This is a genomic window from Serpentinimonas maccroryi (assembly GCF_000828915.1).
GTDB lineage: Bacteria > Pseudomonadota > Gammaproteobacteria > Burkholderiales > Burkholderiaceae_C > Serpentinimonas > Serpentinimonas maccroryi.
The window spans coordinates 375606-389048 of the sequence record NZ_AP014569.1 but is presented as its reverse complement, the minus strand read 5'-3'; the positions used below and the strand labels follow the sequence as shown (position 1 = coordinate 389048).

Annotated in this window: 9 protein-coding genes; 5 read left to right on the top strand and 4 right to left on the bottom strand. The window is 67.6% G+C overall.

Annotation, left to right across the window (positions count from 1 at the left end):
• Positions 1 to 126 precede the first annotated feature (126 nt).
• The 3 genes from mutS to SMCB_RS01695 all read left to right on the top strand — a co-directional run bounded on the left by mutS (position 127) and on the right by SMCB_RS01695 (position 5126).
• A complete protein-coding gene (gene mutS, locus SMCB_RS01705; protein WP_045534596.1) occupies positions 127 to 2868 on the top strand; it encodes a DNA mismatch repair protein MutS in 2742 nt (913 codons plus the stop codon).
• 76 nt (positions 2869 to 2944) lie between these two features.
• Positions 2945 to 3643, top strand: coding sequence for a protein-L-isoaspartate O-methyltransferase family protein (locus tag SMCB_RS01700; protein ID WP_045534594.1), 699 nt, complete (start codon positions 2945 to 2947; stop codon positions 3641 to 3643).
• A gap of 13 nt (positions 3644 to 3656) precedes the next feature.
• Positions 3657 to 5126: a TolC family protein gene (locus SMCB_RS01695; RefSeq protein WP_045534592.1), complete on the top strand. Its 1470-nt coding sequence runs from the start codon at positions 3657 to 3659 to the stop codon at positions 5124 to 5126.
• Between the two features lie 57 nt (positions 5127 to 5183).
• On the opposite strand, the gene ppsA is transcribed toward SMCB_RS01695, so the two are convergent.
• A complete protein-coding gene (gene ppsA / locus SMCB_RS01690) occupies positions 5184 to 7574 on the bottom strand; it encodes a phosphoenolpyruvate synthase (protein WP_045534590.1) in 2391 nt (796 codons plus the stop codon).
• 217 nt (positions 7575 to 7791) lie between these two features.
• Between ppsA and ppsR the strand changes: the two genes are divergently transcribed.
• Positions 7792 to 8598 carry a posphoenolpyruvate synthetase regulatory kinase/phosphorylase PpsR gene (gene ppsR / locus SMCB_RS01685; protein ID WP_045534588.1) on the top strand — a complete coding sequence of 269 codons (807 nt, stop codon included), beginning with the start codon at positions 7792 to 7794 and terminating at the stop codon, positions 8596 to 8598.
• Between the two features lie 66 nt (positions 8599 to 8664).
• Here the strand turns inward: ppsR and SMCB_RS01680 are convergent, their stop codons facing one another.
• Positions 8665 to 9672, bottom strand: coding sequence for a lytic transglycosylase domain-containing protein (locus SMCB_RS01680; RefSeq protein WP_082027167.1), 1008 nt, complete (start codon positions 9670 to 9672; stop codon positions 8665 to 8667).
• A gap of 204 nt (positions 9673 to 9876) precedes the next feature.
• Here SMCB_RS01680 and SMCB_RS01675 point away from each other — a divergent pair, with 204 nt between their 5' ends.
• Positions 9877 to 11346 carry a putative nucleotidyltransferase substrate binding domain-containing protein gene (locus SMCB_RS01675; protein WP_045534584.1) on the top strand — a complete coding sequence of 490 codons (1470 nt, stop codon included), beginning with the start codon at positions 9877 to 9879 and terminating at the stop codon, positions 11344 to 11346.
• Positions 11347 to 11424: 78 nt separating this feature from the next.
• Here the strand turns inward: SMCB_RS01675 and SMCB_RS01670 are convergent, their stop codons facing one another.
• Together SMCB_RS01670 and SMCB_RS01665 are read right to left on the bottom strand one after the other, a co-directional pair.
• Positions 11425 to 13044: a sodium/solute symporter gene (locus tag SMCB_RS01670; RefSeq protein WP_045534581.1), complete on the bottom strand. Its 1620-nt coding sequence runs from the start codon at positions 13042 to 13044 to the stop codon at positions 11425 to 11427.
• A gap of 1 nt (position 13045) precedes the next feature.
• On the bottom strand, positions 13046 to 13315 hold the full coding sequence (locus tag SMCB_RS01665; protein WP_045534579.1) for a hypothetical protein: 270 nt from the start codon (positions 13313 to 13315) through the stop codon (positions 13046 to 13048).
• Positions 13316 to 13443 lie beyond the last annotated feature (128 nt).

Here is a 13443-nt window from a genome sequence, read left to right as displayed (position 1 = left end):
AGCGCCGCCAGCGCCGCCAGCGCCGCCAGCGCCGCCGACGCCTCGACTAAGCCCGGCGCATCCAGCGCATCGGCCAGCACAGCCGCCACAGCCCCCAGCGCCGCCGAGCTCAGCACGCACACGCCCATGATGCGCCAGTACCTCGCGCTCAAGGCCCAGCACCCCGACGCCTTGCTGTTTTACCGCATGGGCGATTTTTACGAGCTGTTTTACGAAGACGCGCACAAGGCCGCGCGCCTGCTCGACATCACCCTGACACGGCGCGGCCACTCGGCCGGCGAGCCGATCCCCATGGCCGGCGTGCCCTTTCATGCGGCGCAAAACTACCTGGCGCGGCTGCTCAAGCACGGTGAGTCGGTGGCCATTTGCGAGCAAGTGGGCGACCCGGCCACGGCCAAGGGGCCGGTCGAGCGCCAGGTGCTGCGCGTGCTCACGCCCGGCACCCTGACCGAGGCCGAGCTGCTTCCCGACAAAGCCGAGCCGGTGCTGCTGGCGCTGCACTGGGGGCCGCGCCAGACGCTGGGCCTGGCGTGGCTCAACCTGACGCTGGGCGAGCTGCAGCTGGCGCAGTGCCGCAGCGACGAGCTGCCCACTTGGGCGGTGCGCATCGGGCCCAGCGAGCTGCTCTACAGCGCCGACTTGGCCGATTCCAGCACCCGCGAGCTGCAGGAGCTGCAGCGCCAGTGGCCGGCTCTGGCAGGAGGCACGGGCGCGGCCGGGCCAGCACGCCTGAGCCTGGCAGCGCGCCCGGCCTGGGCCTTCGATAGCGCCTTGGGGCTGCGCAAGCTGTGCGCGCAGTTGCAGGCCGCCAGCCTGGCCGGCTGGGGCGCGCAGGATTTGCCGCTGGCCCATGCGGCCGCCTCGGCGCTGCTGGACTATGCCGAGCACACCCAAGGGCGGGCGCTGGCGCACCTGGCCACCCTGCGCGTGGCGCGGCCCGACGAACTGATCGAGCTGCCCCCCAGCACCCGGCGCAACCTGGAGCTGACGCAGACCCTGCGCGGCGAACCCAGCCCGACGCTGTTTGCGCTGCTCGACAGCTGCCAGACCAGCATGGGCAGCCGGCTGCTGCGGCGCTGGCTGCTGGAGCCGCCGCGCAACCGCACGCCGGCCCTCGAGCGCCTGCAAGCCATCGGCGTGCTGCGCGAGCACCTGCAGCAGCCGCTGCGCCAGGCGCTGGCCGGCGCGGCCGACGTGGAGCGCATCGCGGCGCGGCTGGCGCTGCGCCAAGTGCGCCCGCGCGAGCTGGCAGGTCTGGCGCAGACGCTGCAGCGCGCCGCCGTGCTGGCGCAGCTGCTGCAAAGCGGCGCTGTGCCGCAGCCGGCCCGCACCGTCCCACCGGCCGAATCCGCGCTGCTGACACGGGTGGCGCAGCACCTGATCCCGCCACCCGGCTGCGCCGACCTGCTGCAGCGCGCCCTGCTGCCCGAACCGGCGGCGCAGCTGCGCGAAGGCGGCGTGATCAACCACGGCCACGACGCCGAGCTCGATGGCTTGCGCGCCCTGCAGTCCAACTGCGACGCCTTTTTGCTCGAGCTCGAGGCGCGCGAACGCGCGCGCAGCGGCATTGCCAACCTGCGCGTGCAATACAACAAGGTGCACGGCTTTTATATCGAAATCACCCAAGGCCAGCTCGATCGGGTGCCCACCGACTACCGGCGCCGCCAGACCCTGAAAAACGCCGAGCGCTTCATCACCCCAGAGCTCAAGGCCTTTGAAGACCAGGTGCTGAGCGCCCAAGAGCGCGCCCTGGCGCGCGAAAAATGGCTCTACGAGGCGCTGCTGGAACAGCTGCAACCGTACTTGAGCGCGCTCACCGAACTGGCGCGCGCGCTGGCCACGCTCGACGCCCTGTGCGCGCTGGCCGAGCGCTCGCTCACGCTGGACTGGTGCGCGCCCGAGTTCAGCCTCGAGCCCGGTATCGAAATCCGTGCCGGCCGCCACCCGGTGGTGCAGGCGCGGCTGGCCGAGAGCCACACCGCCTTTACCCCCAACGACACCGTGCTCGGCCCCAAGGCGCGCTTGCAGATCGTCACCGGCCCCAACATGGGCGGCAAATCCACCTACATGCGCCAGGTGGCGCTGATCGCGCTGCTGGCCAGCATGGGCAGCTACGTGCCGGCGCAGCGCTGCCGCTTGGGGCCGCTGGACGCCATCCACACCCGCATCGGGGCCGCTGACGATCTGGCCAACGCCCAGTCCACCTTCATGGTCGAGATGAGCGAGGCGGCACAGATCCTGCATCGCGCCAGCGCGCACAGCCTGGTGCTGATGGACGAGATCGGCCGCGGCACCTCGACCTTTGACGGCCTGGCGCTGGCCAGCGCCATCGCCAGCCACCTGCACGACAAGGTGCGCGCCTGCACCCTGTTTGCCACCCACTACTTCGAGCTCACCCGCTTCCCGGCCGAGCACGCCGCCGCGCTCAACGTGCACGTGAGCGCGGTCGAAAACGGGCGCGAGATCGTGTTTTTGCACCAGATCGAGCCTGGCCCAGCCAGCCGCAGCTACGGCGTGCAGGTGGCGCGGCTGGCCGGTGTGCCCGCCGCCGTGCTGCAGCACGCGCGCCAGCTCTTGCACGCGCTCGAGGCGCACAGCGCGGCGGCGCAGGCGCAGCTCGACCTGTTTGCCCCCGCGCCCAGCGCCGCCTTCGAAGCCGCCGAGCCCTGGGACACCGCGCAGACCCCAGACGCGCAGCCTCCAGCACCCGAGGTCGCCGCTGCGCTGCCCCCAAGCGCCCTCGAGCAAGCCGTGGCTGCGCTCGACCCCGACGCCTTGAGCCCGCGCGAGGCACTCGAGGCGCTGTACCGCTTGCGCCAGCTGCTCGGGAATGCATTGCTCGGGGCTGCACCTGGGGCCGGGCATTGAACAACGCTCGAGAGCCCTTGCAGACCGTCCGCTAAAATCGCCTGCAAACTTACCCTCTGCCCCCTTGGAGTCTGCCATGAGCCCCGCCCTACCCGCCTTCGACTTCGAACAAGCCCGCTTCAACATGATCGAACAGCAGATTCGGCCTTGGGAGGTGCTCGATGCGCGGGTGTTGCAGCTGCTGGGCCAGCTCAAGCGCGAAGATTTCGCCCCCGCCCCCTACCGCTCGCTGGCGCTGGCCGACGTTGAAATCCCGCTGTGCCAGCCGGCGGTCGAAGGCGCGTGCATGCTGGCACCCAAGATCGAAGCCCGTGCGCTGCAAGATCTGGCCCTGCAAGACACCGACACCGTGCTCGAAATCGGCACTGGCTCCGGCTACATGGCCGCACTCATGGGCCGCCTGAGCGCGCGCGTGCTGAGCCTGGAGATCGACCCGGCGCTGGCCGAGCAGGCGCGCCAGAAGCTGCACGCCGCCGGCATCGACAACGTCGAGGTGCGCTGCGCCGACGCCGCCGCCCAGCGCTGCGCCGCCTGCGGCAGCAACGCCCCCTACGATGCGATTGTGCTCAGCGGCTCGGTGGCCGAGGTGCCCGCTGATCTGCTGGCCTTGCTTAAGACCGGCGGGCGCCTGTTTGCCATCGTCGGTCAAGAGCCGATCATGCGCGCCACCTTGGTGCGCCGCACCGGCCCGGCCAGCTACTACACCGAGCAGCCGTGGGACACCGTGGCCCCGCGACTGCGCGGCTTCCCCGAAGCCCCGCGTTTCCAGTTTTGATCCGCCCCTAGCCATGAACCCCCTGCGGCGCGCCCGCTCTAGCGCATTTAAACGGGCGCCGGTGGCCTGCGCCTTGGCTGGCTTGCTGGCCGGATTGTTTGCGCTAGGCAGCGCCCAAGCCCAGAACCTACCCGAGCTCTTTGCCGCCGCACGCGCCCACGACGCCAGTTTTGAGGCCGCACTTGCCCAATTTGAGGCCGACCGCGCCCGCGCCGCCCAAGCCCAAGCCGGCGTGCGCCCCAGCGTGGCTTTGAGCGGCGGCGCTTCTTGGACGCACCGCGACAGCAGCCTGCCCGGGCCCGACCGCCTGCTCAACCAGCAGCAGCTCACCTTGGGCGCCAGCCAGCCGCTGTTTCGCCCGGCCAACCAACTGGCGCTGCAACAGGCGCAATGGGCCTTGCAGGCGGCGCAGGCGCGCTTGCAAAGCGCTGAGCAAGACCTGATCGTGCGCACCGCCCAAGCCACCTTCGACGTGCTGGCGGCGCAAGACCGGCTGCGCTTCATCGAAGCGCAACAGCAAGCCGTGGCCGAGCAGCTCGCCGCCGCCCGGCGCATGTTCGAAGTCGGCGCCACCACCGTCACCGACGTGCGCGAGGCGCAGGCGCGCTTCGACCTCGTGCGCGCGCAGCAGATCGCCGCCGCCAACGAGCTGCAGGTGAACCAGCTCGCGCTCGAGCAACTGGTCGGCCGCAGCCCGGTGCGCCCGTGGCACCTGCCCGAAGGCGTGGCCCTGCCCGCGCTGCCGGGTTTGCCCGGTGCCCCTGCTGCTACCGCCACCACCCCAGCCGCCGGCCTAGGCACCACACCCGCTGCTACCTCCTCCCCTGCAGCATCGCCCACCACCGCCCTGCCCAGTTGGGTCGAGCGCGCGCAAACCGCGCACCCCTTGCTGCGCCAGGCCGAGGCCGGCTTGCAGATCGCCGCACTCGAGGTGCAGCGGGCGCAGGCCGCGCGCGGCCCCACCGTCGATGCCACGGCCCAGCTCCAGCTTGCCCGCAGCCCCAACCCGGCACAGCCGGCCAGCGGCCACGTGCGCCAGCGCGATGCCAGCGTCGGCATCCAGTTCAACCTGCCGCTCTACAGCGGCGGTGCGCTGCAAAACCGCATCGAAGAAGCCGTGGCCCTGCACACCCGCGCCCGTGCCGAGCTCGACGCAGCCCAGCGCAGCGTCACCCAAGCCACGCGCAGCGCCTACCTCGGTGTGGCCTCCGGCATCGGGCAGGTGCAGGCGTTGCAAGCCGCGCAAGCCTCCAGCCAGAGCGCGCTGGATGCCAACCGGCTCGGCCTCGAGGTTGGGGTGCGCATCAACCTCGACGTGCTCAACGCCCAAAGCCAGCTCTTTGACACCAAAACCCAGCTGGCGCGCGCCCGCTACGAGGTGCTGCTGGGCACCCTGCGCCTGCGCCAAGCCAGCGGCGTGCTCAGCGCCGACGATCTGCAACCCATCGCCGCGCTGCTGCGGGCACCACAGCCCAAGCACTAGGCGAGGGGCCGGGTAGGGGCGGCTCTCGCCCCCCCACCATGAGCGGCTAAAGCCCCCTCACTGCGCCAACTGCTTCCAAGTCTCGATCACGGTGTCGGGGTTGAGCGAGATCGAGCCGATGCCCTGCTGCAGCAGCCAGCGCGCAAAGTCGGGGTGGTCGCTCGGGCCTTGGCCGCAGATGCCGATGTACTTGCCCTGTGCGCGGCAGGCCTGAATGGCTTGCGCGATCAGCGCCGTCACCGCCGGGTCGCGTTCGTCGAAGTCCTGCGCCAGCAGCTCGAGCCCAGAATCGCGGTCCAGCCCCAAGGTGAGCTGGGTCAGGTCGTTGGAGCCGATCGAAAAGCCGTCAAAATACTGCAAAAACTGCTCGGCCAAAATGGCGTTGCTAGGTATTTCGCACATCATGATCAGCTTGAGGCCGTTGACGCCGCGCTTCAAACCAAAGCTGGCCAGCAGCTCCACCACCTGCTCGGCCTGCTTGAGGGTGCGCACAAAGGGCACCATCACCTGCACGTTGTCCAGCCCCATGGGCTCGCGCACGCGCCGGATGGCCTCGCACTCCATGGCAAAGGCCTCGCCAAAGTCGGCACTCAGGTAGCGCACCGCGCCCCTGAAGCCCAGCATCGGGTTTTCTTCGTCGGGCTCGTAGCGGCTGCCGCCCACCAGTTTGCGGTACTCGTTGCTCTTGAAGTCGCTCAAGCGCACGATCACCGGCTTGGGCCAGAAGGCGGCGGCGATGGTGGCCACGCCCTCGGTCACTTTATCGACGTAGAACGCGCGCGGGCTGGCGTGGCCGCGAGCCACGGATTCGACCGCTTTCTTCAGGTCGGGGTCGATCTGCGGGTAGTCGAGGATCGCCTTCGGGTGCACGCCGATGTTGTTGTTGATGATGAACTCGAGCCGCGCCAGCCCCACGCCGGCGTTGGGAATCTGGGCAAAGTCGAAAGCCAGCTGCGGGTTGCCCACGTTCATCATGATCTTCAGGTCGAGCTCGGGCATGGTGCCGCGCTGCACTTCAGAGATTTCGGTCTCCAGCAGGCCGTCGTAAATGTGGCCGGTGTCGCCCTCGGCGCAGCTCACGGTCACCAGGGTGCCGTCCTTGAGCACCTCGGTGGCGTCGCCGCAGCCAACCACAGCCGGAATGCCGAGCTCGCGCGCGATGATGGCGGCGTGGCAGGTGCGCCCGCCGCGGTTGGTGACGATGGCGCTGGCGCGCTTCATCACCGGCTCCCAGTTCGGGTCGGTCATGTCGGTCACCAGCACGTCGCCGGGCTGCACCTGGTCCATCTCGCTGATGTGCTGCACCAAGCGCACCGGCCCGGTGCCGATTTTTTGCCCGATGGCGCGCCCCGTGGCCAGCACCGCGCCCTGGCCCTTGAGCTGGTAGCGCAGCTCCACCTGGCCGGCGGCCTGGCTCTTGACGGTTTCCGGGCGCGCTTGCAGGATGTAGATCTGGCCGTCGAGCCCGTCTTTGCCCCATTCGATGTCCATCGGGCGGCCGTAGTGGCGCTCGATCACCAGCGCGTAGTGGGCCAGCTGCAGCACCTCGGCCTCGCTCAGGCTGTAGCGGTTGCGCTGCTCCACCGGCACCTCGATGGTCTGCACCAGCTTGCCGCTGCGCGCTTTTTGCTCGGGCGTGGCAAACACCATCTGCAACAGCTTGGAGCCCAGGTTGCGCCGGATCACGGCCTGCTTGCCGGCTTGCAGCATCGGTTTGTGGACGTAGAACTCGTCTGGGTTCACCGCCCCTTGCACCACGGTTTCGCCCAGCCCGTAGCTGCTGGTGATGAACACCACGTCTTCGAAGCCCGATTCGGTGTCGATGGTGAACACCACGCCGGCCGCGCCCAAGTCGGAGCGCACCATGCGCTGCACCCCGGCCGAGAGCGCCACCTCGGCGTGCGCAAAACCCTTGTGCACGCGGTAGCTGATGGCGCGGTCGTTGTAGAGGCTGGCAAAGACCTCTTTGATCTTGTGCAGCACCGCGTCGATGCCGTGCACGTTCAAAAAAGTTTCCTGCTGCCCGGCAAACGAGGCGTCGGGCAGGTCTTCGGCCGTGGCCGACGAGCGCACCGCATAACTGGCGTGGCTGCTGGCGCCGTCGAGCTGAGCAAAGGCGGCGCGGATGGCCTGCTCGAGCGCCGCCGGCAAGGGCTGCGCCTCGACCATGGCGCGGATTTCGGCCCCGCACTGCGCCAGCGCGCGCACGTCGTCGGTGTCGAGCGCGTCGAGCTTGGCCTGGATGCGCTGGTGCAGATCGTCGGCGGCCAAAAATTGCCGGAACGCGTGCGCCGTGGTGGCAAAACCGGTGGGCACGCGCACGCCTTGCGGCAGCTGCGAGATCATCTCGCCGAGGCTGGCGTTTTTGCCACCCACGGCCTCGACGTCGGTCATTCTGAGTTGCTCGAACGGCACGACCAGAGCGGTCGGGTCAAACAGTTGCGACATGATGCAGGGCTCCAAAGTTAAAAATCGGTCACCCGCCCACGGCCGGCCGCAGCGCGCAGCGTGCGGCGCGCGGCTGGCCGGGCGCTGGCGTGCACAGCCCGACCAGCGCCCCATCGTTCGTGGGGGCGGCAAGGACAGCTAAGCGAGCAACGGCGGGGCCCGGCGCCGGGGCGGGATAATGCGTGGATTGTAAAACCCGCACCCTGTGTCGCACCGCATGTCGCACCGCACCGCCTTTTTTGTTTCCGACGGCACCGGCATCACCGCCGAAACCTTTGCCAAAGCCATCTTGGCGCAGTTCGAGATCGAGCCGCGCCGCGTGCGCCTGCCCTTCATCGACGACGCCGACAAAGCGCACCAGGCGCTGCGCCAGATCAACCACGCGGCCGATGTCGATGGCCGCCGGCCGCTGGTCTTTACCACCGTGGTCAACCCCGAGGTGCTGCAGGTGCTGCACGGCCACTGCAAGGGCATGCTGATCGATATGTTCGGCACCTTCATCGCGCCGCTTGAGCACGAGCTTGGGATCAAGTCCAACCACCGCGTCGGGCGCTTTTCTGACGTCGCCAAAAGCCGCGAGTACCACGACCGCATGGAGGCCATCAACTTCACGCTCGACCACGACGACGGCCAAACCAACAAAGACCTGGCGCAGTCCGACGTGATTTTGGTGGGCGTGAGCCGCAGCGGCAAGACGCCGACCTCGCTCTATCTGGCGCTGCAGTTTGGCCTCAAGGCCAGCAACTACCCGCTCATCCCCGAAGACTTCGAGCGCCGCCAGCTGCCACCGCCGCTGCTGCCGCACAAGAAAAAGCTCTTTGGCCTGACCATCGAGCCCCAGCGCCTGAGCGAAATCCGGCACGAGCGGCGCCCGAATTCGCGCTACGCCAGCCTCGAGAACTGCCGCTACGAGGTGGCCGAAGCCGAAGCCATGATGCGCCGCACCGGCATCCGCACCCTGTCCACCACCAGCAAATCGATCGAAGAGATCGCCACCCTGATCCGGCAAGAGCTGGAGCTGTGAGATCTGGATCTGTGTGGGCGGGCGTTGCATGCACGCCCGCAGCGGCACAGGTGCCGTGCCCAGCGCTCAGCGCTGCGGCGGCCAGACGTGCAGCGGGGCGCGGTAAAAGTTCAGGATGCGGCGCACGTAATCCTGCGTTTCCCGAAACGGCGGGATGCCGCCAAAACGGTCCACCGCGCCTTCGCCGGCGTTGTAGGCCGCCGCCGCCAGCGCCACGTCGCCATTGAAGCGCTCCAGCAACCAGCGCAAGTAGCTCAGGCCCCCGCGCACGTTTTGCTCCGGGTTGAAGGGGTAGCGCACGCCAAAGCGGGCGGCGGTTTCGGGGATGAGCTGCATCAGGCCCATGGCGTTTTTGGGCGACACGGCGCTGGGGTTGAAGTTCGATTCGGCCCGTGCCACCGCCAGCGCGAAGCGGTAATCGACTTGGAAGTGCGGCGCCAAGCGCTGGATCAGCTCGGCGTAGCGCTGGCGCTCGGGCGGCAGCGCGTCGATGAAACGATGCACCACCTCGAAGGGCACCACCGCCTCGGCCACCGGCGATGCGGGGGCCGCTGGTGCGGCCGCAAGGGCGAATTGCGGTGCGGCACCTGTCAGCAGACAATCGGGCACCGCCTCGGCAAAGCCGGTGTGCATCACGGCCAGCACGGCCTGCTCGTGCCCACCCTGCGCCGCCATGGCCAGCAACGCGCGCCCCTCGAGCCGGCCTTGGGCATCGATGCGCTCCAAAAACAGCCGCCCCAGCCGGTACTGGGCCTCGGTGCTGCCAAAACGCGCGGCCGCGCAGTAGCGCTCGGCCGCCAGCAGCACCTCGCCGCGCTGCTGCGCCGCGAAACCCTGCTCGATCCAACGCGAAAGCTGCGGTGCTTCGTCGGTCCAGGGCGGCGGCCCCAGGGGGGGCAAATGCGCCGCGCCTGCCGCGGGGGTGGGCAACGCTGCAGCAGACAGCGATGGCTGCAGGACAGGAGCGGGCGTGGCAGCCCCCGCACCGGCCGCAGCACCCAGCAGCCCAAGCAAGAGCCAAACCCCAGCCCATGCCCGCAGCGCACGCGCCGCGAGTGGGGGTGGCTGCGTCATGGTGCGGACCTCGTTTGCCGATGAAGCAAGCGGGCCCAAAGAGATTGGGGAACGCTGGGCATGGGGTTTTCCCTGTCTGTAGCTGGTTGTGACATTGTCACCCAATCCCGGCCGACCTGCGCCACTCTGATAAAAATTCCAGCCAGCAGCCACGGATACGGCCTGGGTTTAAGATGCGGTTTTGGGTATTCCCCGCGCACACGCATGAACATCCAGACCGACCCCACCCCCACGCCCGGCAGCGACGCCACCACCACCCTGATCACCACCCCGGTGCGCAGCCTGCTCAAGCGCGCGCCGGTGACGCTGCCGCCGCAAACCCCGATCATCGAAGCCGCGCGCCTGATGCGCGAGCACCGCATCTCCTCGGTGCTGATCGTGCAAGACGGGGCCCTGTTTGGCCTCATCACCGACCGCGATCTGCGCAACCGCGTGGTGGCGACCGGTCTCGATACCTCGCGCCCGATCTTGGAGATCGCCACCCTGGCGCCACTGACCATCGACATCGAACGCCCGGCCTTCGATGCGCTGCTGCTCATGGCACGCCACAACATCCACCACGTGCCGGTGCTCGACGGGCAGGCCGTGGCGGGCATGATCACCGGCAGCGATTTGAACGAGCGCCAGAGCAATTCGGCGGTCTATCTGGCCGGCGCCATCTACAACCAGGACTCGCTGCAAGCGCTGGTGCAGACCAGTGCGCGCATCAAGCTGCTGCAGCAGAGCCTGGCCGCTGCCGAAGCCAGCGCCTACAGCACCGGCCACATCGTGAGCGCCATCACCGACGCCCTGAGCGCGCGCCTGCTGCAACTGGGCGAATTGCAATTCGGCCCGGCGCCGGTCGAATACGCTTGGGTGGCGGCCGGCTCGCAAGGGCGCAACGAGCAGACCGCCAAGTCGGACCAAGACAACTGCATGGTGCTGGCCGACGACTACGACCAAGCGCAGCATGGTGAGTATTTCAAACAACTGTCGCGCTTCGTCTGCGACGGGCTCGATGCCTGCGGCTACGTCCATTGCCCGGGCGAGATGATGGCCATGACCGACCAGTGGCGCCAGCCGCTGCAAAAGTGGCGCGGGTATTTTCACCACTGGATCGCCTTCCCCGAGCCCGAGGCGCTGATGCTCACCGGCGTGTTTTTCGACCAGCGTTTCGTCTATGGCAAGGCGGCCCTGATCGATGAGTTGCGCGCCGAAGTGGTGCAGCGCACCCGCGGCAACAAGAGCTTTTTGGTGCCCTTGGCCGGCAACGCGCTGCAGCGCCAGCCGCCGCTGAACTGGCTCGGCAACATCAGCCTCATCAAAGGCGGCGCGCACGAGGGCTGCGTGGACCTGAAGATGCAGGGCATCGTGCCGATCACCGACATGGCGCGCTTTTATGCGCTCGCCGCGGGCTCGGATGCGGTCAACACCCGCGACCGGCTGCAGATCGCCGCCGACAGCGGCGCCATCACCGCCGAACGGGTGCGCGACCTGATCGACGCGCACGAGTTCCTGGGCACGCTGCGGCTGCAGCACCAGGCGCAGCGCATGTCCGAAGGCCACGCCGCCGACAACTACCTGCGCCCCGACGAGCTTTCCAACCTCGAACGCGGACACCTCAAAAACGCCTTTGCCGTGGTCAAGAGCGTGCAGGGTTCGCTGGCGCGGCTGTACCCGGTCAATCAGCTCTAAAACCCGCCTTGCGGCGGGCCGTGCATCCATAAAAAAACCCGCCTTGCGGCGGGTTTTCAAGCGGTCGTAAAGAGCGCTTTAGTTGCGGTGCGCAGCGGCGAGGAACTCGCGGGCGTTGCCCGTGTTCTTGGTCAACAGGCTCACCACAATGATCGACAGCAGGGCCGCCGGCACACCGTAGAGCGCTGGGTTGCCCAGCACGCGGATGCCCATGATATCGGGCACGGCCGAGAAACGGGCGAAGGTGAAGGTCAGCGAGACGATCAGGCCCACCACCAAGCCGGCAATCACGCCTTCTTTGGTCAGGCCCGTCCACCAGACCGACAGGATCAGCACCGGGGCGAAGGTCGAGGCAGCGATACCGAAGCACATGGCCACCAGAATCGCGACGTTCTGGTCTTTGAGCCAGATCGAGGCCAGCAGCGCGATCACCGTCAGCACCACGGCGCCGAGTTTGGCAAACACCAAGCGCTCGCGGTCGGTGCTGTTGGGGCGCAGCACGCCGGCATAGACGTCGTGCGACAGGCTGGTGGTCATCGAGATCAACAGACCCACCGCCGTGCTCAGCATCGCGGCCATGGCACCGGCAGCGATCAGACCGAGCACCACTTCACCGCCCATGGCTTGGCCCAGCATCGGGATCGCCAAGTTGGTGGCTTGCCCGCGTTGGCCCGCTTGCAGCATTTTGATCAGCTCTGGGTAGAGGATCATCATGGTGGCAAAGCCGACGAACAGCACCGCGATGTAGAACACCGCCAAGCCGATGATGGTGATTTCGGCGCCTTTCTTGGCGTCTTTGGCGTCTTTGACGGTGTAAAAGCGGATCAGGATGTGCGGCAGACCGGCCACACCCAGCAGCAGACCGAGCACCAAGCTGACTTGGTTCCAGACGTCGGGCGTCGCCACACCCGGAGTCAGGGCGTCAGGCAGGTTGGCAAAACCCGCACGCACGGCTTCGGCCAGCACGAACGGGCCATAGGCGCCTTCGGGCGTAGGCGGCACCACAACTTGCGCCATCACACCAGCGGCTGCGGTGGGTGGCACGGTGTCCATGGCTTGGCTGATGATGGCAAACGGGTTGCCGCCAAAGTACACGAAAGTGGCCAGCACGAACAACAGCAGCATCGCCACGAGCAGAATCACGCCTTGGATGGCCTGGTTGTAGGTGGTGCCCATCATGCCGCCCAGAATCACCATCAGGCCCATGATGAACGCCGAGACGAACACCGTGACCATGTAGTCCCAGCCCAGCAGCAACTGGAACAGGTGACCCGCGCCCACGATCTGCGGCACCAGGTACAGCGTACCGATGACGACGGTGGTGAACATGGCTAGGAACTTGAGGCTGCGGCCGCCAAAGCGCCCGACCAGCACGTCGGCCACGGTGAACTTGCCCGAGCTTTTCAGCGGGCCAGCCAGCGCGACGAGCACAAAGATCCAAGCACCAAAGAAGCCAATGGCGATCCACCAGCTGTCAATGCCGACCAGCGCGATGGCGCCGGCCACACCCAAGAAGCTGGCCGCGCTGCAGTAGTCGCCGAACATCGCCCAGCCATTGAGGCGCGGCGAGATTTTGCCGCCAGCGACGTAAAAGTCGGTCGTGGTGCTGGTCTGCTTCTTGCCCCACCAGCTGATGTAAACCACCAAGATCAGGCTGACGACCAGGATGGAAAAGGCAATCGGATTTTCAAAGCCCATCTCAGTCCCCTTTGTCTTGGTTGAGGCACATGCGCGTCACCACCAGGCCGACGATGAACACCAGCGTGGCGGCATAGAGCGCCAGCGGCATGCCAAGGATGTCGATCTGACCAATGGCGCGGAAATCGCGCGTGGCGATCACGGCCGCCGTGAAGTAGGTGACGCAAAAGATGGCCAACAGGCCGATGGCCGCGCCAAGCTTGCGCTTGATCAAGGCCTCGTCGTACACGGGGCCGGGCGGCGCCGCGCTTTTGGTACTGGGGTTTGTCATGAATGGGTTCCTTTCTGAATCAGCCCGGGATGGGTCGAATCAACTCTGAAACGGCAGCTTGCGCAGCCGCGCCAGAACGCTGCCGAATCAAGGCCTAGCAACGCTCAGGCAGGCACTGTCGAACCCGA